This is a genomic window from Lentzea tibetensis (assembly GCF_007845675.1).
In the GTDB taxonomy this organism is placed as follows: Bacteria; Actinomycetota; Actinomycetes; order Mycobacteriales; family Pseudonocardiaceae; genus Lentzea; species Lentzea tibetensis.
Genome location: NZ_VOBR01000023.1, coordinates 1 through 17674, shown reverse-complemented (window position 1 = coordinate 17674; position 17674 = coordinate 1). Strand labels below are relative to the sequence as shown.

The 17674-nt window shown below is 69.5% G+C and carries 22 protein-coding genes, 1 rRNA gene and 1 pseudogene; 8 read left to right on the top strand and 16 right to left on the bottom strand.

Annotation, left to right across the window (positions count from 1 at the left end; genetic code table 11):
- Positions 1–8 precede the first annotated feature (8 nt).
- Entirely contained in the window at positions 9–476 is a 468-nt protein-coding gene (locus FKR81_RS30065; protein WP_146356964.1) for an RDD family protein, read from the bottom strand.
- Positions 477–645: 169 nt separating this feature from the next.
- Between FKR81_RS30065 and glnA the strand changes: the two genes are divergently transcribed.
- Both glnA and FKR81_RS30055 read left to right on the top strand, forming a co-directional pair.
- Positions 646–2070: a type I glutamate--ammonia ligase gene (gene glnA / locus FKR81_RS30060; protein WP_146356962.1), complete on the top strand. Its 1425-nt coding sequence runs from the start codon at positions 646–648 to the stop codon at positions 2068–2070.
- Positions 2071–2184: 114 nt separating this feature from the next.
- Positions 2185–2415 (top strand): hypothetical protein, encoded by a 231-nt coding sequence (locus FKR81_RS30055; protein ID WP_146356960.1) that lies wholly within the window; start codon positions 2185–2187, stop codon positions 2413–2415.
- A 30-nt stretch (positions 2416–2445) separates the two neighbouring features.
- Here the strand turns inward: FKR81_RS30055 and FKR81_RS30050 are convergent, their stop codons facing one another.
- Together FKR81_RS30050 and FKR81_RS30045 are read right to left on the bottom strand one after the other, a co-directional pair.
- Entirely contained in the window at positions 2446–3297 is an 852-nt protein-coding gene (locus tag FKR81_RS30050; protein WP_146356958.1) for a patatin-like phospholipase family protein, read from the bottom strand.
- 5 nt (positions 3298–3302) lie between these two features.
- Entirely contained in the window at positions 3303–4229 is a 927-nt protein-coding gene (locus FKR81_RS30045; protein WP_146356956.1) for an SDR family oxidoreductase, read from the bottom strand.
- Positions 4230–4334: 105 nt separating this feature from the next.
- Here FKR81_RS30045 and FKR81_RS30040 point away from each other — a divergent pair, with 105 nt between their 5' ends.
- Positions 4335–5012 carry a TetR/AcrR family transcriptional regulator gene (locus FKR81_RS30040; RefSeq protein WP_146356954.1) on the top strand — a complete coding sequence of 226 codons (678 nt, stop codon included), beginning with the start codon at positions 4335–4337 and terminating at the stop codon, positions 5010–5012.
- 30 nt (positions 5013–5042) lie between these two features.
- On the opposite strand, the gene FKR81_RS30035 is transcribed toward FKR81_RS30040, so the two are convergent.
- Positions 5043–5876, bottom strand: coding sequence for an alpha/beta fold hydrolase (locus tag FKR81_RS30035; protein ID WP_146356952.1), 834 nt, complete (start codon positions 5874–5876; stop codon positions 5043–5045).
- A 60-nt stretch (positions 5877–5936) separates the two neighbouring features.
- Between FKR81_RS30035 and FKR81_RS30030 the strand changes: the two genes are divergently transcribed.
- Positions 5937–6353, top strand: coding sequence for a hypothetical protein (locus FKR81_RS30030; RefSeq protein ID WP_146356950.1), 417 nt, complete (start codon positions 5937–5939; stop codon positions 6351–6353).
- Here the strand turns inward: FKR81_RS30030 and FKR81_RS30025 are convergent.
- The 3 genes and pseudogenes from FKR81_RS30025 to FKR81_RS45725 all read right to left on the bottom strand — a co-directional run bounded on the left by FKR81_RS30025 (position 6337) and on the right by FKR81_RS45725 (position 7764).
- Positions 6337–6839, bottom strand: a pseudogene (locus FKR81_RS30025) (NADAR family protein). The gene FKR81_RS30030 and the pseudogene FKR81_RS30025 overlap by 17 nt on opposite strands.
- Positions 6836–7219, bottom strand: a complete 384-nt coding sequence (locus FKR81_RS30020; protein ID WP_235921848.1) for a pyridoxamine 5'-phosphate oxidase family protein — start codon at positions 7217–7219, stop codon at positions 6836–6838. The pseudogene FKR81_RS30025 and the gene FKR81_RS30020 overlap by 4 nt, the downstream one beginning before the upstream one ends.
- 17 nt (positions 7220–7236) lie before the next feature.
- Positions 7237–7764: a hypothetical protein gene (locus FKR81_RS45725; RefSeq protein WP_146356948.1), complete on the bottom strand. Its 528-nt coding sequence runs from the start codon at positions 7762–7764 to the stop codon at positions 7237–7239.
- Between the two features lie 156 nt (positions 7765–7920).
- On the opposite strand from FKR81_RS45725, the gene FKR81_RS30010 reads away from it, so the two are divergent.
- The gene (locus FKR81_RS30010) at positions 7921–8154 is read left to right on the top strand and encodes a hypothetical protein (RefSeq protein ID WP_146356946.1); all 234 of its coding nucleotides are present in this window, start codon (positions 7921–7923) and stop codon (positions 8152–8154) included.
- Positions 8155–8193: 39 nt separating this feature from the next.
- On the opposite strand, the gene FKR81_RS30005 is transcribed toward FKR81_RS30010, so the two are convergent.
- The 6 genes from FKR81_RS30005 to FKR81_RS29980 all read right to left on the bottom strand — a co-directional run bounded on the left by FKR81_RS30005 (position 8194) and on the right by FKR81_RS29980 (position 14654).
- Positions 8194–9084, bottom strand: coding sequence for an NADP-dependent oxidoreductase (locus FKR81_RS30005; protein WP_328593167.1), 891 nt, complete (start codon positions 9082–9084; stop codon positions 8194–8196).
- A 71-nt stretch (positions 9085–9155) separates the two neighbouring features.
- Entirely contained in the window at positions 9156–12056 is a 2901-nt protein-coding gene (locus tag FKR81_RS30000; protein ID WP_146356944.1) for a bifunctional [glutamine synthetase] adenylyltransferase/[glutamine synthetase]-adenylyl-L-tyrosine phosphorylase, read from the bottom strand.
- Positions 12057–12077: 21 nt separating this feature from the next.
- Entirely contained in the window at positions 12078–12266 is a 189-nt protein-coding gene (locus tag FKR81_RS29995; protein WP_146356942.1) for a hypothetical protein, read from the bottom strand.
- On the bottom strand, positions 12263–13396 hold the full coding sequence (locus FKR81_RS29990; protein ID WP_146356940.1) for an inorganic phosphate transporter: 1134 nt from the start codon (positions 13394–13396) through the stop codon (positions 12263–12265). Before FKR81_RS29990 ends, FKR81_RS29995 begins: the two co-directional genes overlap by 4 nt.
- Before the next feature lie 82 nt (positions 13397–13478).
- Positions 13479–14216, bottom strand: a complete 738-nt coding sequence (locus FKR81_RS29985; protein ID WP_146356938.1) for a type 1 glutamine amidotransferase — start codon at positions 14214–14216, stop codon at positions 13479–13481.
- A gap of 24 nt (positions 14217–14240) precedes the next feature.
- Positions 14241–14654 (bottom strand): rhodanese-like domain-containing protein, encoded by a 414-nt coding sequence (locus FKR81_RS29980; RefSeq protein ID WP_146356936.1) that lies wholly within the window; start codon positions 14652–14654, stop codon positions 14241–14243.
- A gap of 80 nt (positions 14655–14734) precedes the next feature.
- Here FKR81_RS29980 and FKR81_RS29975 point away from each other — a divergent pair, with 80 nt between their 5' ends.
- From FKR81_RS29975 to FKR81_RS29965, 3 genes are read left to right on the top strand one after another with little or no spacing between them, the layout of a single operon-like run.
- Positions 14735–15199, top strand: coding sequence for an Lrp/AsnC family transcriptional regulator (locus FKR81_RS29975; protein WP_146356934.1), 465 nt, complete (start codon positions 14735–14737; stop codon positions 15197–15199).
- A 25-nt stretch (positions 15200–15224) separates the two neighbouring features.
- Positions 15225–15659 (top strand): DUF2975 domain-containing protein, encoded by a 435-nt coding sequence (locus FKR81_RS29970; RefSeq protein ID WP_146356932.1) that lies wholly within the window; start codon positions 15225–15227, stop codon positions 15657–15659.
- A complete protein-coding gene (locus FKR81_RS29965; protein ID WP_146356930.1) occupies positions 15656–15862 on the top strand; it encodes a helix-turn-helix domain-containing protein in 207 nt (68 codons plus the stop codon). The genes FKR81_RS29970 and FKR81_RS29965 overlap by 4 nt, the downstream gene beginning before the upstream one ends.
- On the opposite strand, the gene FKR81_RS29960 is transcribed toward FKR81_RS29965, so the two are convergent.
- The 3 genes from FKR81_RS29960 to rrf form a co-directional block, all read right to left on the bottom strand.
- On the bottom strand, positions 15843–16661 hold the full coding sequence (locus FKR81_RS29960) for a GNAT family N-acetyltransferase (RefSeq protein WP_146356928.1): 819 nt from the start codon (positions 16659–16661) through the stop codon (positions 15843–15845). The two genes, FKR81_RS29965 and FKR81_RS29960, sit on opposite strands and share 20 nt — an antisense overlap.
- Complete coding sequence (locus FKR81_RS29955; RefSeq protein WP_146356926.1) at positions 16649–17488, bottom strand: GNAT family N-acetyltransferase; 840 nt, start codon at positions 17486–17488, stop codon at positions 16649–16651. Before FKR81_RS29955 ends, FKR81_RS29960 begins: the two co-directional genes overlap by 13 nt.
- A gap of 56 nt (positions 17489–17544) precedes the next feature.
- Positions 17545–17661: ribosomal RNA gene (gene rrf / locus FKR81_RS29950) — 5S ribosomal RNA — on the bottom strand.
- Between the last annotated feature and the right edge of the window lie 13 nt (positions 17662–17674).

The window sequence follows — 17674 nt, the reverse complement described above, 5'->3', positions numbered from 1 at the left end:
GGTGCTGGTCAGCGCATGCGGACGACGACGGTGCCGGTCGCCTTGTCGTGCAGGCCGCGCCCGTCCGCGTCCCAGACGACGGCCGGGATGATCGGGAAGATGAGCGCCGTGCGCAGGACCGCGCGCGGCAGGCCCACCATCTTGGCGCCGTCGATGCGCGCGACCCGCAGGCCGAACACCGCGTGACCGGGCGTGAACCCGAAGACCGCGACGGCGATGATCGTGATGACGAACCAGGCGAGCAAGCTCCAGTTCTTCGGCAGCTCGGGCCGCGTGAACACCGCGGCGACGCCCGCCGCCAGGATGAAGTCGACGAAGATCGCGGCAGTGCGCCTGCCGACCGAAGCGATCGAACCCGGCCCGTCCTGCGGGAACCCGTGCCGCTCACCACGCCAGCGCTGCGTCCCGTCCGACTCCGCGCCCGGCTCCAGCACGGAACGGGGTCCGGACAGCCACGAACCGGTCCACTTGCTCACCCCACCAGAGTAAGCCTGTGCTCAACGGGTGAGGATCGGCAGGTCGCCTTGCCCCCTGGACCACCCCCGTTAACACTGGCGAAACATCCGAGTGACGGACGGGCAACACCGCCGACATACGGTCGCTCGCGATGACCAGCCGTATTCCATAGTCAAGGAGTCGACGAAGGTGTTCAAAAATTCCGACGAGGTGCTGAAGTTCATCTCCGACGAGGGCGTCAAGTTCGTCGACGTGCGGTTCAGCGACCTGCCCGGCGTGATGCAGCACTTCACGCTGCCCGCCGCGGCCTTCGACGCTGACGCGATCAACGATGGCCTCGCCTTCGACGGCTCCTCGGTGCGTGGCTTCCAGTCGATCCACGAGTCGGACATGCTGCTGCTGCCCGACCTCTACACCGCGCGGCTCGACCCGTTCCGCATCGAGAAGACGCTGATCGTCAACTTCTTCGTGCACGACCCGTTCACGCGTGAGGCGTACAGCCGCGACCCGCGCAACATCGCGCGCAAGGCCGAGCAGTACATCACCGAGTCGGGCATCGCCGACACCGCGTACTTCGGTGCCGAGGCCGAGTTCTACATCTTCGACTCGATCCGCTTCGACACCACCGCGAACGCGTCCTTCCACGAGATCGACTCGATCTCCGGCTGGTGGAACACCGGCCGTGACGAAGAGGGCGGCAACCGCGGCTACAAGGTCAAGTACAAGGGCGGCTACTTCCCCGTCACGCCGACCGACCACTACGCGGACCTCCGCGACAAGATGGTCCTCAACATGGAGGCCAACGGCTTCCACGTCGAGCGCGCCCACCACGAGGTCGGCACCGCGGGCCAGGCCGAGATCAACTACAGGTTCAACACGCTGCTGCACGCGGCCGACGACCTGATGCTGTTCAAGTACATCATCAAGAACACGGCGTGGCAGGCGGGCAAGACCGTCACCTTCATGCCGAAGCCCCTCTTCGGCGACAACGGCTCGGGCATGCACACCCACCAGTCGCTGTGGAAGGACGGCGCGCCGCTGTTCCACGACGAGTCCGGCTACGCGGGCCTGTCCGACACCGCGCGCCACTACATCGGCGGCATCCTGCACCACGCGCCGTCGCTGCTGGCGTTCACCAACCCGACCGTCAACTCGTACCACCGCCTCGTGCCGGGCTACGAGGCCCCGGTCTCGCTGGTCTACTCGCAGCGCAACCGCTCGGCGTGCGTCCGCATCCCGATCACGGGCAACAACCCGAAGGCCAAGCGCATCGAGTTCCGCTGCCCCGACTCGTCCGGCAACCCGTACCTCGCGTTCTCCGCGATGGTCATGGCCGGCCTCGACGGCGTGAAGAACAAGATCGAGCCGCCGGCCCCGATCGACAAGGACCTCTACGAGCTGCCGCCCGAGGAGGCCCGCGACGTCAAGCAGGTCCCCGCGACCCTCGACGCCGTGCTGGACAACCTGGAGGCCGACCACGAGTTCCTGCTCGAGGGTGGCGTCTTCACACCGGACGTGATCGACACCTGGATCTCGTTCAAGCGCGAGCAGGAGATCGACCCGCTGCGCCTGCGCCCGAACCCCTACGAGTTCGCGCTGTACTACGACGTGTGATCCGCAGTTCTCGCTGAAGGCCCGGTGGACTCGTTCCGCCGGGCCTTCGGCCTGTTCACCAGCTCACGCCGGCCCCGCCTGAACTACGCTCGACGGCGTGGGGAGGGAGGGAACATGACCGATGAGGAGCTCATCGTCGAGTTCGCCATGACCCGTCTGGACAACCCAGGCCTCGACCTCGAGGAGATCGCCGCCCTCGTCGTCCGACGGGTGGGCGCGGACCGCATGCTGGAGTTCGCTTCCCACACCCTCGCCGCCCGCGGAGAGCTGCGCGGCGCGGTGTTCCCCGCCGCGGTCGAGCACGTGCTGCGGGTGGTGCTGACGCTGCGCGGCCCCGTCGACTAGTCGTTGTGCCCCAAGAAGACCGGACGGCCTTCAGGATCGGGCAGAACCGCCGAGCCAGGTGTCGCGGATGGTCGCGGCCGCCGCTCGTCCCTGGTCGTGGCCTGCCTGCGCGGCTCGGGCGCGGACGGCGGGATCGAGGGGGTTGGTGCCGAACGCGGCGACGGACGCCGCGTTGGGAACGATCGTCTCGACCTGTGCCGTCCGGCTGAGCAGCGCGATCTGGTCAGCCAGCTCCGGGTCCGGCATCGGGGCCAGGATCAGCACGCGTGCATGACCCGCTGCCAGGTCGGCGTTGGTGGCGGAACGCATGCCGCCGTCGATGTAGCTGTTGCCGTCGAAGGTGATCGGCGGCCAGACCATGGGGACCGCGACGCTCGCGGCGACCGCTTCGGCCAGGGTGGCGCCGGACTGGCGGTCGAAGAGGCGCAACTCGCCGGTGCGCGCGTCCACCGCGGTGATCGTGAGTGGTGTGCGCGGCCAGCTCTGCGAGGGCAGGTGTGCGGCGATCTCGGCGCGGTGCTGGGCTTCCGGCTTCGTCTCGGCGGTCAGTGCGAGTGCGCCGATCTGCCGGATGCGTTCCCGCGGATCGGCCACCTCGGAGCTGAGTCGCAGCCAGGTGGTCATCATCTTGGCCACCGCGGTCGCGCTGGGAGTGTCGCCGTTCGCCTGCGACGTGGTCTGGCGGGTGAGCAGTTCGCGCACCGGCAGTCCGCTGCCTAGCAGGGCGCCGACGGCCGCGCCCGCCGACGTTCCGTACACGTGGTCCGCGGCGGTCACGTCGATGCCGTGTTCGTCCAGTGCCGCCAGGACACCGAGTTCCCAGGCGACACCGACCACACCGCCGCCGCCCAGTACGAGCGCGCGGCCGTTCTTCGTCGCCATCGTGATCAGGCGACGGACGTCGGAAGGGCGGCGGAGGTCAGCTGTTCGGACTCGGCCCACAGGCGGGCGTTGGCGGCGGCGTCGAGTGCCCTGCGCGGTGGGCGCGCGGTCGTCGTGGGGCCGACCAGGCCGAACCGCCCGCCAGGGCCGTAGTAGCCACCGGCGACGGCATCGGGGCCGGTGGCCGCATAGAGCAGCGGTTCGGCACCCTGCTCGACCTCCTGTGACGGCAGGAAGTCGATTCGGTTGAGCCAGGACCGCGCCGGCTTGTCGCGGCCGAGGCTCGCGCCCGCTGTCTGCAGGTTCGTGCGGGTGTAGCCGGGGTGCGCGCCGGTGCTCAGCAGGTGCCAGCCGCGCTCGGCTGCCACGGCGGCGAGGTGCACGGTGAACATGAGGTTGGCGAGCTTGGACTGGGCGTACGAGAACATCGGGCTGTAGCGGCGGTGTTCCCACTGCAGGTCGTCGAAGTGGATCCGGCCGAAGTTGGCCGTGCCGCTGCTCATCGTGGCCACCCGCGGCGCCTCGGCGGCGAGCAGCAGCGGCAGGAGGCGGACGGTCAGCGCGAACGGGCCGAGGTAGTTGCTGCCCATCTGCAGCTCGAACCCGTCGGCCGTGGTCATCCTGGTGGGCGGCGCCATCACGCCGGCGTTGTTGACCAGCAGGTCGAGCGGCTTGCCGTCGGCGACGAGCCCGTCGGCGAACTCCTGCACGGACGCCAGGTCGGCCAGGTCGATCCGGCGCACCTCGAGCTGGGCGTGCGGGTGCTGGGCGAGGATCTCGTCGCGTGCCTGCTCGCCCTTCGCGACGGTGCGGACGCCCAGCACGACCCGCGCTCCGGCGCCGGCGAGCCGCCGGGCGGTCTCCTTGCCGGTGCCGCTGTTCGCGCCGGTGACGACAGCGAACTTCCCGCTCTGGTCAGGAACTTCGTACATGGTGACCCCTCATCAGACTCTTAAAGACTGCCGGTCTGTTACGAGTTCGACGCTAACAGACCGCCGGTCTCCTGACAAGAGACCGGCGGTCTGTAGACTGCGACCATGACGTCGTTCAAGCGGGCGCACAGCGAGGAGCAGCGGGCGGAGCGCAGGCGGATGATCCTGGACACCGCCGCCGCGATGCTGACCGAGATGCCGGTGGCGCAGGTCAGCCTGAACGAGCTGAGCAGGCGCGTCGGCCTCGCGAAGTCGAACGTGCTGCGCTACTTCGAGTCCCGCGAGGCCGTGCTGCTCGAACTGCTGGACGTCGTGACACGGCAGTGGCTCGAGGAGCTGCGCGACGAGCTGGCCAGCGGGATCGACGCGAGCGCGGCCCTGCCGGAGCGCGGTGACCAGCTCGCCGCAACGCTCGCGGCCTCGCTCCGGGCGCGCCCGATGCTGTGCGACCTGATCAGCACGCAGGCCGCGGTGCTCGAGCACAACGTCTCCCCGGAGATCGCCGCGAAGTACAAGCGCGCCGCCATCGGAGGCGTCGGCGCCCTGATCCGGCTGATCCTCGAGCACGTGCCCGAGCTCGGCGAGGACGACGCACTGCGGCTCGCTGGGGCCACCATCATGGTGACCGGCGCCGTCTGGACCCACTCACGGCCCGCGGCCGCGATGCTGGCCGCCTACGAGGCCGATCCGGCGCTGGCCGCCCTGCGCCTCGATTTCACCGCGACCCTGCGGGAGACGCTGGAAGTGCTGATCGCGGGCCTGTTCGCCAGACGAGCCCGCTGACTCAACTCCACAGTGGACGATCGAGCCCGATCACGCCAGGAACGTCGCGACGGTCTGGGCGAACCACGTGGGGTTGTCCACCCACGGGAAGTGACCCCCGCCTTCCTGCGTGACGTACGTGTGGTTCGGGAACAGTGCGGTGTAGCCGGCCACCACCGGGGGCGGGGCTCCGGTGTCGAGCTCACCGGCGAGCAACAGGACCGGTGCGTCGAACTCGGCGAGCGCCGGGCGGGTGGCCTCCGGGGTGAAGGCTCCCTCAGCGACGAACGCGGCGGCGGCCTCCCAGTTTCGATGCGTCTCCATGTCCGCGTAGTGCGCTTGGGCGGCGGCGTCCCAACGGCCGTAGGTGAAGGGCGCGATGGCCTCCCAGTCGGCGGCCTCGCCGGCCTGGATCTTCTCGAAGGCGTTGGACGCGTGCTCGAACCACGGCTCGCCTTCGCGGCGGCGGACGATCTCGCGGCGGTCCTCGCCGGTGGCGGTGACGCCGATGGCCATGGTGCTCGGCGTGATCATCGCGAGCTTGTGGACGCGTTCGGGGTGGCGGGCCGCGTACTGCACGGCGACGTTCGCGCCCGCGCAGTGCGCCAGCAGGTCCAGCTGGTCGAGACCCAGGTGTGCGCGCAGCGCCTCGACGTCGTCGACGAGGCGGTCGCAGCGACAGGACGTGATGTCGGCCGGGGTCTGGGACGCGCCGGTGCCGCGGTAGTCGGGCAGGATCAGTTGCACGTGCTCGGACAGACCGCCCAGATCACCCAGGTACGTCGCGTCCATCATCGGGCCGCCCTGCAGGCAGACCACCGGGCGGCCCTGCCCGGCCACGCGGTAGGCGAGCCTTGTTCCGTCGTGTGCGATGAGGTCAGGCATGCGCGGATCATCGCAACGGCTGCGCTGTTGGAACAACCGAGATTGCGGGATCCTGCTCGCGTGAAGCTGCCACGCGGTGCGACCGGCTTCTGGCACGCGAGCCAGGAGTGTCCCGGCACAGTCGACGCACGCGTGTTCCGCGCGCTCTGCCACGACGCGGCCCGGCGAGCGGGTGCGACAGTCACGTACTACACCGAACCTGGGGTGACGCCCAACTTCCACCGCGTCGACACCGGTGCGTCGATCGCCGTCGTGTGCCACGAGCTGCTGCCGCTCGTCGCGCTGATGAGCGAGCAGACCTTCGTGGATGATCCCAAGTGGACCTTCGACGCACCGTTTCAGTTGCTCAGCAAGGAAGTTCTCGACACACCGGTGTCCGCCGCCGACCTGTCCGAGCTGCACGAGGTGGAGCTGAAGCAGATCGCCAACTGGCAGCCGGAGACCATCGGTCAGCTGATCTTCAACTGGTGGGACTGAGCTTCGAGCGAACCTCGGTCAGCGCCACGCCGAGCAGGTTGAGCCCGAGCCACTGCGCGGGATCCGAGGCGCGCGGATCATCAGCCGTGAGACCGATTCCCCACACGCGGTCCAGCGGGCTCGCCTCGACCAGCACGCGATCACCGGTCTCCACCAGGAATCGGCCCAGCTCCTCGTGCTGCGAGAACTTCGCCGTGTTGCCGGCCACGACGATCTCCAGCCGGTGCTCCGTCCATGCCTTCTCGTCGAACCCGCGCACCTCGCGGCCGAACGCCTTGGCCTGCACCGGACTCGTCGCTCGAGCACGCGCGAGGCGGTCGCCGTGTCGCCGAACAGCTGAGCCTTGCCCCACATCATGTAGTGCTCGGCGGTCGCGAAGGTGAGGCCGTCGACGACGAACGGCGCCTCCCACCACTGGCTCAGGCAGCCCTTGCCCGCGCTGCCGTCGCGTTCGGGCTGGTGGCCCCAGAAGAACAAGTACTTCACTGCGCCTCCCCGGAAAGCAGCCACTTCGTCACCGGCACCTCGTACAGCACGCTCTCCGGTGTGTCGATGTCCCAGCCGTATTTGACGCGAAACGCGGACACCACATCAACCGGATATCCGGTGCGGTGCACGATCGCCCGGCCTTCCGCCACCACGGGGTGGTCGCCGTCCTCGAGGTGCAGCGAGACGCGCGGGTCGGCGGACACGTTGCGCAGCTTGGCGTTCGGCCGCTCGCTGCAGATCCACCACGTGTCGTGCAGGTGTACGAACCAGACGGGAGTCACGTGCGGCGAGCCGTCGGGCCGCAGCGTGCACATCCACGCGTTGCGCTCGGTTTCCAGGCGTTCCCGCACGTTCGACGCGGGCGCTGAGGTGGTCACGCCTCGATCGAACCAAGTCAGCGGGGCACCGGGATGCCGGTCACCGAGATCGCCGCCCCGGTGGGCGCGAACTGGCCCGAGATCTGCGTGAACGACAGTGTGAGCGTGGTCACGTCAGCGGGGATCTTCTCGTCCAGCGTCACGGTTCCGGACGTCTTGCCGCCCTGCACCAGCAGGCCGTCCCACTGGCTCGACGCGGCCACGTAGGTGCGGTTCGAGTTGTCCAGCACGGCGATTCCGGTCACGGGGAGTGTCATCCGCGCGGTGGAGGCGTTGGTGGCGGACACCGTCAGCGAGATGCGGCCACCGGTCTGCTCGATGCGGGTGACCTCTATGGTCAGCATGCCGCGCTGCTGGCGGAACGCGCCGGTCCCGACCTTGGTCTCCGCGGACGGCTCGGTGGTCTTGTCCAGGCCCAGTGCGCCTTCGGCCGAGCCGCGGGACGTGGTGGTCGTGGTCGTCGCGGGTGGCTGGGCGGTGGAGTTGGAGTTGCCGCTGAGTACCAAGGTGATCACGCCCAGTAAGGCCAGCACCCCGACGATCACCGCCGCGATCGTGATCGCGGTTCGCCCACGGTGCGTAACCCGGTGCTGATGCATCTCTTCCCCTGCTAGACCCCCGCACGACAAACAAAGCTCCCCCGGCGAGCGCAGTTAGTGTCAACTCGATCGGGTGAAGAGTCAATGCGTTAGGGTCCGCGCGTGTCTGAAGAAGTTGCCGACTACACGGCCCCCCAGCTGCTGACCACGAACATCGTCGACTCCGCCGCAGAAGCCATCGAGGCTGTTCAGGCGGCTGACGTGCTCGGACTCGGCGTCAAGCTCTACAACCGCCTCGTACCCGACTCGGAGGACAGCGACACGCTCGAAGAAGAGTGGGTCATTGAAATTTTCACCAGCGCTCCCGCTGTCGACCCCGACGAAGACGAGGACTGACCGACCTGCTGGGGCCCGGCAGCACCGGGCCCCACGACCTCAGACCGTGAGCACGACCTTGCCGCGCACGTGACCACCTTCGAGCAGGCGCTGCGCATCCGCGGCCTGTTCCAGCGGGAACGACCGCTGCACCTCGACCTTCAACGAACCAGCTGCCACCAGGTCGACCAGCCACTGCAGCTGTTCGGAGGAAGCCCGGACGAACACGTGCTTCGCGCCGTGCTCCACCGTCCGCCCTCCATCCACAATGGACACGATCCGCGCGCGGTCCCTGACGAGCTGCAGTGAGTCGTCGAACGCGGGCCCGCCGACGAAGTCCAGCGCTGCGTCCACCTTGCCGTCGCCGCCGACGGCCTCCGACACCGCGTCGATCAACGCGTCGCCGTACGGGACGGGCTCCGCGCCGAGTGCGCGCAGGAAGTCGTGGTTGCGCGGGGACGCCGTGCCGATGACGCGGGCCGCGCCGAGCTGGAACGCGATCTGCACGGCCAGGTGACCGACGCCACCGGCGGCGGCGTGCACGAGCACCGTGTCACCCGACGACACACCGGCCGCCTTCAGCGCCTGGAGCGCGGTGAGACCGGCCAGCGGCAGTGCGCCGGCGACCTCCCAGTCCACAGTGGACGGCTTGCGCGCGACCATGCGGTCCGGCACGGAGACCAGCTCCGCGTAGGCGCCGTTCTGCACGTGGTCCTTGCGGACGTAGCCGAGCACCTCGTCGCCGGGTTTGAAGTCGTGCACGGCGGTGCCCGTGGAGAGCACCACGCCCGCGACGTCCCAGCCGGGGATCAGCGGCGTGTGGTGCGGGAACGCGCCCTGCAGGTAGCCCTGGCGGATCTTGTAGTCCACCGGGTTGACGCCCGCCGCGCGCACCTCGACCAGCAGGTGGTCGGGGCCGACGATCGGGTCGGGCAGGTCCTGCAGCGACAAGACTTCGGGGTCACCGTATTCGGTCAACGCGATCGCTTTCACAACCAAGACCAACTTCCGCGAGGGGATCCCTATTCCTCACCGTAGAAGACCCGCTCGACCACCGCACGTGCACGGCGGGCCGTCCGGCGGTACTCGTCGAGGAACTCGCCGGGGTCGCGTTCGATCGGATGGCCCATGGCCGACGCCACGGCCAGCAGCTCCCGCCCCGAGGTCGGCAGCTGGTCGGACGACTTCCCGCGCACCAGCATCACCGCGTTGCGCGCGCGAGTCGCCAGGGTCCACGCCGAGAGCAACGCGAGGGCGTCGTCCGCGGACAGGAGCCCCGCGGACACGGCCGCGTCCATTCCGGCCATTGTGGACGGTGTGCGCAGCTCGGGCACCGCGCCCGCGTGCTGGAGCTGGAGCAGCTGCACGGTCCACTCGACGTCGGCGAGCCCGCCGCGGCCGAGCTTGGTGTGCGTGCTGGGGTCCGCGCCGCGCGGCAGGCGCTCGGCGTCGACGCGGGCCTTGATGCGACGGATCTCGCGCACGGACGCGGCGTCCAGGCCGTCCGCCGGGTAACGCAGCGGGTCGATCAGCTCGACGAACCGCTCCCCCAGTGCGGCATCGCCCGCGATGGGTCGTGCGCGCAGCAGGGCCTGCCGCTCCCAGATCTCGCCCCACTGCCGGTAGTACGCCCGGTAGGACTCCAGCGTCCGCACCAGCGGCCCCTGCCGTCCCTCCGGGCGCAGGTCGGCGTCGACCTGCAACGGCGGGTCCTGCGACGGCGAGCCGAGCACGCGCCGGATGTTCTCGACGATCGGCGACGCGTACCGCACCGCGTCGGAGTCCGAGACGCCTTCCAGCGGTGAGCACACGAACATCACGTCCGCGTCCGAGCCGTAGCCCTGTTCGCGCCCGCCGAGCCTGCCCATGCCGATCACCGCGATCGTCGCCAGCGGCGGGCCGGAGGACCGCACGGCCGCGTCCAGCGCCGCCTGCAGCACCGCGGCCCACACCTCGGACAACGACGCGCACACCGTCTCCACGGGCATCAGGCCGAGCAGGTCGGCCGACGCCACGCGCAGCAGCTCGTGCCGCCGCAGCGAGCGCGCCGCGGACGCCGCGCGCTCCAGATCCGCGTACCGGGAGACCGCGCTGCGCAGCGGGTTGCCGACGGCGAGCGGGTCGCGGCCCGCCAGCGCGTCGGGGTCGGCGAGCAGCCGCAGCACCTCGGGCGCCCGCACGAGCAGGTCCGGCACGAGCTTCGACGTGCCGAGCAGCGTCGCGAGCCGTTCGACGAGCGAGCCCTCGTCCCGCAGCAGCCTCAGGTACCAGGGCGTTTCCGCCAGCGCCTCGGACACCTTCCGGTACGACAGCAGCCCGCCGTCCGGGTCCGGGGTCACCGCGAACAGGTCCAACAACACCGGCAGCAGCGCCATCTGGATCCGCGCCCGCCGCGACACGCCCTGCGTCAACGCCTGAATGTGCCGCAACGCGCCGTCCGGCGACGTGTAGCCCAACGCGGCGAGCCGGGCGACGGCCTCCGCGGTCGTCAGGCGCAGCGCCTCGGTCGGCACGCCGGCGACGGACTGCAGCAGCGGCCGGTAGAAGAGCTTCTCGTGCAGCCTGCGCACCTGGTTGGCGTGCCTGCGGAACTCCGCGAGCAGCACCTGGCCCTCCGACCTGCGCCCCTCGGCGGCCAGACCCGTCGCACGTGCGAGCCAGCGCAGCGCGGACACGTCGTCGTCGGCGGGGAACAGGTGGGTGCGCAGCAGGCGCTGGAGCTGGAGCCGGTGCTCCAGCGTGCGCAGGAACCGGTACGAGCGGCCGAAGTCCGCCGCGTCGGTGCGGCCGACGTACCCGCCGCGGCCCAGCGCGGTCAGCGCCGCCGTCGTGGCCTGGAAGCGCAACGACTCGTCGCCGCGGCCGTGCACCAGCTGGAGCAGCTGCACCGCGAACTCGACGTCGCGCAGGCCGCCCTTGCCGAGCTTCAGCTCGCGCTCGGCCAGCCCGGACGGCACGTGGTCCTCGACGCGCCTGCGCATCGCCTGCACGTCCGGCACGAAGTTCTCGCGTTCCGCCGCCTGCCACACCATCGGCCGCACGACGTCGATGTACGCCTGGCCGAGCTTCCCGTCGCCTGCGACGGGCCTCGCCTTGAGCAGTGCCTGGAACTCCCAGGTCCGCGCCCACTTCTTGTAGTACGACGCGTGCCCGTCGAGCGTGCGGACCAGCGCGCCCGCCTTGCCCTCGGGACGCAGCGCGGCGTCGACCTCGAAGCACGCCTGACCGGCGATCTGCATCACCGACGACGCCAGCCGCGTCGCCACGCCGAGGTCGCCCTCGCCGACGAACACGACGTCCACGTCGCTCACGTAGTTCAGCTCGCGCGCGCCGCACTTGCCCATCGCGATGATCGCGAGCCGGCACTCGGCTGCCTTCTCCCCGATCCGCTGCTCGGCCGTCGAGAGCGCGGCGCGCAACGCGGCGACAGCCAGGTCCGACAGCTGCGCAGCCACGTCGTCGTAGGCGACGAACGGCAGGTCGGGCTCGACGATGTGCGCCAGGTCCTGCGCGGCGATCAGGCACAGCTGCGCCCGGTACGCGGTGCGCAGGTCACCGGACCCGAGCGAGCCGAAGTCGAACGACGCGGTCAGCTCGCGCCAGTGGTCGTTGTTCTTGACCAGGAAGTCGGACAGCGCGGTCGACGACCCCAGCACGGCGAGGAGCCTGCCGCGCAGCACCACGTCCTCGTGCAACGCGGCCGACAGCTCCGGCCACGCGTCGCCGACCGCCTCGCGCAGGCGGTCGATGCCGCGCAGCGCGAGGTCGGGGTCGGGACTGCGGGACAGCGCGGCGAGCAGGTGCTCGCTGCCGTCGGCGGGCCTGCGGTCGGCCCACCACCCGGTCGCGTGCAGCATCTCCTCGCTGCGCGGCTCGGTGAGCCCGAATCGGGCTGGTGACGCGGCGCGGACTGGTTCGCTCATCAGGAACGAACTTAGTCCGCGTCAGCCTCCGACGATCAGGTAGAGGCCGTAAAGAACGACCGCGCTGCACGCGCCGAAGCTCGCGACCGCGGCCGGCTTCGACCCGGCCGACAGCGCGCGGATGCCCAGCACGAACAGCACCACGACGCCGAGCGAGGTGATCAGCGTGGCGGCGAAGACGGTGAGCAGCGCCATCCAGTTGATGCTCATGCCGCCACCTTGTGCAGCTCGGCCTGAGCGGCGACCTCGTCGACGATGTGCTCGGGGCGGACCGGCTCACGCCGCGACAGCACCCAGATGACCGCCGACACGACGATGCCGATCGCGGCGACGCCGACGACGCCCGCGGTCCCAGTGGACGCCCACTTGCCCGCGAGCGCACCGACGATGCCCGCGGCGGGCAGCGTGAACGCCCAGCCGAGCACCATCTTGCCCGCGGTGCCCCAGTTCACGCCGTTGCGGTTGCGGCCGAGGCCGGAGCCCATGATGCCGCCGGACGCGACGTGCGTGGTGGAGAGCGCGAAGCCGAGGTGCGACGACGCCATGATCGCGGCCGCGGTGCTGGTCTGCGCCGCGAAGCCCTGCGCGGGCTCGATCGTGGTGAGGCCGCGGCCCATGGTGTGCGTGATCCGCCAGCCGCCCAGGTAAGTACCGAGCGCGATGGCGACGGCCGCGCTGACGATCACCCAGGTCGGCGGGGCCGAGCCGGGTGCGAGCGAGCCGGAGGTGATCAGGGTGAGGGTGATGATGCCCATGGTCTTCTGCGCGTCGTTCGTGCCGTGCGCGAGCGAGACCATCGACGCCGACGCGACCTGGCCGACCTTGAACCCGACGTGCGAGACGCGCGGGTCGGTCTTCCGGTTGAGCCGGTAGACGACGAACGTCGCGACCATCGCGACGAGGCCCGCGACGAGCGGTGCCGCGATCGCGGGGACGACGACCTTGTCGAGGACCTTGCTGAAGTGGATGGAGTCCGTCCCCGCCGCGACCCACGCGGCGCCGATCAGTCCACCGAACAGCGCGTGCGAGGAACTGGACGGCAACCCGACGTACCAGGTCACGAGGTTCCACATGATCGCGCCGACCAGCCCGCCGAAGATGATCGCGGGTGTGATCATGGAGTCGACGACGATCCCGCCGGAGATCGTCTTGGCGACCTCCACCGACAGGAACGCGCCTACGAGGTTGAGAACCGCCGACAATGCGACCGCTGTCTTCGGTCGCAGCGCGCCCGTCGCGATGGAGGTGGCCATCGCGTTGGCCGTGTCGTGGAACCCGTTGGTGAAGTCGAAGATGAGGGCGGTCGCGATGACGACCACGACTATGAGTGCGGGATCCACACTGATCCTCCGGCTGGATCGAAACAGGCCGTTTCTGAAGATACCGGGAACTTAGGGTAACTATGTAGGTACGAAAGTAAGGTCACACAAGGGGAAGCTGTATTCCCGCCGGACTGAGATCACCCCGCGCCATTGAGGTGAATCTAGCCACGAATGGCCGCCAGACCTCCTCGATGTCGCGGTGCGCCTCGACCAGGAAGTCGTGGTCGAGGTGGCCGGGCCGGGCGCGCGCGGCGCTCTCCGGGTTGGTCGCGGCCCACCTCAGGACGATCTCCGGCGTGGTCTCGATGTGGAACTGGAGCCCGTACGCGCTCTCGCCGACCCGGAACGCCTGGTGCGGGTACATCGGCGACGCCGCGAGGTGCTCGGCGCTCGGCGGCAGCACGTGCACCTCGTCGTCGTGGAACTGCAGCACGTCCGGTGTCCACGGCAGGTCGGCGAACAGCGGGTCGCGCCCGGCGGCGTCGCGCTTGGCGACCAGCAGCACGCCGACCTCGCAGCCCTGCGGGCCGCGCCGCACCTGTCCCCCTGTGGCGGCCGCGAGCAGCTGGGCGCCGAGGCAGATGGCGAGCACCGGGATCCGCTTCGCCACCGCGCCGGACAACGCCTTGCGCGCGTCCGCGAGCCACGGGTACTCGAGGTCGTCGAGCGCACCCATCTCACCGCCGAGGCAGACGACGCCCTGGTAGCCGTCGAGCGGAGGAACGGCCTGCTCCCACAACCGCACGACGTCCAGCTCGGCACCGTCTTCGGCGAACCACTCACCCAGCCGCGCGAGCGGGTCCGAGGTCGACGGCTGCAGCACCAGGATGCGGGTCACGAACGGAGCCTATGACCACACGTCTTAACAGCTACAAGCGACCTGCACACCACTCCCCTCAACGGGATATCCCGCGGCCTGCCAGGCCGTGATCCCGCCGGACAGGCGCTTGACCTGGTACCCGAGCAGCGCCAGTTTGAGCGCGCCCTTGGTGGCGGCGTTGCACTGGAAGCTCTCGCAGTAGCAGACGTAGACGAGGTCGGGATCGAGCTTCGTGCCCTCGTCGATCTCGCGGTGCGGCAGGTTGATCGCACCGGGGATCCGCAGGGCCGCAAACGCTTCCGGTGCCCGCGTCTCCACGAGCACGTAGCCGTGGGCGGTGCCCTCCTTCATGTCCCTGATGACGTCGTCGGGGTCGGCCTCGTGCGCGAGCTCGGCGGCGAAGAACGCGGCCGCCGCGGGCGGCTCGGCGGGCGGGAATCGCAGAACGTTGGTCATGTGATCGATCGTGCTGGAGCGAAGCGCGTCGCCACAGGCAGAAGTCCAGGCAGTTTCGACCTCTGACCTACGATTTCACGGTGGAACTGGATGACCTGGACTGGAAGATCCTGGCCCTCCTCCAGGAGGACGGCCGGATGACGTTCACCGAGCTGGCCAAGCGCGTGTCGCTCTCGGCACCGGCGACGACCGAACGCGTGCGCCGCCTGGAGGCCGCCGGCGTCATCACCGGGTACAGCGCGACGGTCGACCCGCAGCGCGTCGGACTGCCGATCGAGTCGATCGTCCGGGTGCGCGTCCGGTCGCTCGACACGCCGCGCTTCCGCACGAACGTCCTCGTGCTGCCGCAGATCCTCGGCGCGGATCACGTGACCGGCGACGACTGCTGGCTGCTGCGGGTCGTGTGCCGCTCGATGGTCGAGCTGGAGCAGCTGGTCGAGGAGGCGCAGCGGTACGGCGACACCACCACGTCGCTGGTGTTCTCGTCGCACGTCCGCAACCGCCCGGTGGACATATCGATTTTCGTTGGTATCGTTTCTCGATAACATCGTTTATCGATATGGGGGAGATATGAAGGCGAGGAGCCTGACGGGCGTCATCCCGGTGCTGATGGTCGTGGTGCTGTTGAGCACCCTCAGCCAGCTGCTGCACGGGCCGAGCCGCACGGAGACACTGCTGAACCTGCCGGAGCTCGCCGCCGCGTTGGTGGCGCTGTTCCTGGCGAACCAGCTGCTCAACCACGTGACGCGGACCGGTTTCCACAACGAGGAAGCGGCGCGGCGCACCCGTGTGCTGGGCCTGTTCCTGATCTTCGGCTGGCCGCTGTTCACGCTGATGGAGTCGCTGATCCGCACCGCGCGGCAGGTCGACGCGGAGACGTTCTCGTGGTTCGGCAGCTGGCACATCGGCGGCTGGCCGTTCATCGGTGGCGTCGTGCTGCTGGTGTTCTCGACCGCGCTGCGCGAGTCCGCCGAGATGGCGGCCGAGATCGAAGGAACCGTGTGACCATCGAGGTGCACCTGGACAAGCTGCTCGCCGAGCGAGGCATGACGCTCACCGAGCTGGCCGACCGCGTCGGCGTCACCGTCGTGAACCTGTCGGTGCTGAAGAACGGCCGCGCCAAGGCGATCCGGTTCAGCACGCTGGTCCGGCTGTGCGAGGTGTTGCAGTGCCAGCCAGGCGACCTGCTCAGCTACCGGGCTGGGTGAACGACCAGTAGGACCAGTCGCCGATCAGCTCGAAACCGAGCCGGCGGTACAGCTTGTTGGGCACGGGATCGTCGGCGTCGGTCATCAGCACGACCTCCCGTGCCCCTTCGGCCAGCGCCCACCGCGCGATCGCCGCGGTCGCGGCCGCCGCGTAGCCGTGGCCGCGGTGCTCGGGAGGCGTGTAGACGGGACCGATCCGCGACACCCCGCCGACCGGCGTGGTGGTGGCCGCCCACGCCACGCGCTCGCCGTCGAGCTCCCACACCACGTGGGTCGCGGGCATGGTCAGCGACATGCGGACGAACGCCTCCGCCGCGTCCGGTGACAGCTCGGTGGTGTCGCGCAGGAACTCGTACCACCACGACAACAGCGACTCCGGCTCCACGATGCGCGCGACACCGGGAAGATCCGGTGCGACGAGTGAGCCCAGCCGGTAGAAGAACGTCGGGACGGTCTCGAACCCGCCCTCCTGCCACGCCGCGCGGAACGCCTCGACGCGGTCCCTCGGCCCCACGACACTGGTCAGCGCCGGGTCGACGGACCGCAGCAGCTCGGCCACGACGGGAGCCGCGGCAGGCGGCATCGCCGCGATCTGCAGCGGCCGCACCGGCCGCAGCCGGGTGACGACACCGACGACGTTCCCGTTGTCGTGCAAAGAGATCAACGTGGCCTGCATCGTTCCCCGCACCACCATGTCCATAGTGGACAGATGCACGCTGTGGGGCGCCGGGGTCGCCTCCAGGAAGCCGGAGACGACCGCCGCGAACTCGGTGACGTCGTCGTGCGCTACCGCTTCCACGAGTACTCCGTCCAGTCCGAGACGGCCCGGAAGCCGATGCGTTGGTAGATGGAGTTGGAGACCGGGTTGAGCAGGTCCGCGAACAGCACGACGTGGTCAGCACCCTCGTGCTGCGCCCACCGGCTGACCGCTGCCGTGACCGCGGCACCGCAGCCGTGCCTGCGGTGTTCGAGCGGCGTGTAGACGGGACCGATGCGGGTCATGCCGTCGATCGGGCGTCCGGTGACGGCCCACGCGACCGGTGTGCCGTCCCTCTCCCAGATCGCGTTGCCGCTGCCCATCGCGATCGACCGGCGGACCATCTCCTCCTGGGGTGGTCCGACCCACTCGTGGGGCAACGCCTCGGTCATGAAGTCCGTGCGCCACCGGGTGAGCAGCGGCACGTCCGACTCGTCGGCCAACCGGAACGTTCCGGGCACGTCGGGCGGCTCGAGCTCGCTCAGGCGGTAGAGCCGATTCGACATGACGACCTGCGGCTCCGGTGACCATCGAGCGGCGAAGGTCTCGGAGATTTCTTTCGGGCCGTACACCCGTGGCAGTTCGGGATCGATGCGCCGCAGCACGTCGACTGCGGTGTCGACGGCATCGGCAGGCAGATCGCTGAGTTGCGCCGGCCACGGCGCGTGCCGGAAGAGCGAACCGACCACTTCGTCGCCGTCGTGGAACGTGACGAGGATCAACGGATCGTCGGACTGCAGGATGCGCACCCGGTTGAGGTTCGTGATGGCCGTGGTGTGCGCGACCGGGTCCTGGGCGTACCTGGATCTGGTGAGCTCGTCGAACGCACCGATGTCGGCGTGCACCTCGGCTTCCACGAGTTCCCCCAAGAACGCCAAAAAGCCCTGTGGGGGTCCAGCGTACTGGACCCCCACAGGGAAATTTTGTCCGGCGGCGACCTACTCTCCCACACCGTCACCAGTGCAGTACCATCGGCGCAGAAGGGCTTAACTACCGGGTTCGGAATGGGACCGGGTGTTTCCCCAACGCTATAACCACCGAAACACTATGGAAAT

What these genes read in the sequence shown, in the direction of transcription:
- FKR81_RS30055 (WP_146356960.1), top strand. Translation starts at nt 2,185, where the DNA reads ATGACCGATGAGGAGCTCATCGTCGAGTTCGCCATGACCCGTCTGGAC.
- FKR81_RS30050 (WP_146356958.1), bottom strand. Translation starts at nt 3,297, where the DNA reads ATGGCGACGAAGAACGGCCGCGCGCTCGTACTGGGCGGCGGCGGTGTG.
- FKR81_RS30045 (WP_146356956.1), bottom strand. Translation starts at nt 4,229, where the DNA reads ATGTACGAAGTTCCTGACCAGAGCGGGAAGTTCGCTGTCGTCACCGGC.
- FKR81_RS30040 (WP_146356954.1), top strand. Translation starts at nt 4,335, where the DNA reads ATGACGTCGTTCAAGCGGGCGCACAGCGAGGAGCAGCGGGCGGAGCGC.
- FKR81_RS30035 (WP_146356952.1), bottom strand. Translation starts at nt 5,876, where the DNA reads ATGCCTGACCTCATCGCACACGACGGAACAAGGCTCGCCTACCGCGTG.
- FKR81_RS30000 (WP_146356944.1), bottom strand. Translation starts at nt 12,056, where the DNA reads ATGAGCGAACCAGTCCGCGCCGCGTCACCAGCCCGATTCGGGCTCACC.
- FKR81_RS29995 (WP_146356942.1), bottom strand. Translation starts at nt 12,266, where the DNA reads ATGAGCATCAACTGGATGGCGCTGCTCACCGTCTTCGCCGCCACGCTG.
- FKR81_RS29980 (WP_146356936.1), bottom strand. Translation starts at nt 14,654, where the DNA reads ATGACCAACGTTCTGCGATTCCCGCCCGCCGAGCCGCCCGCGGCGGCC.
- FKR81_RS29970 (WP_146356932.1), top strand. Translation starts at nt 15,225, where the DNA reads ATGAAGGCGAGGAGCCTGACGGGCGTCATCCCGGTGCTGATGGTCGTG.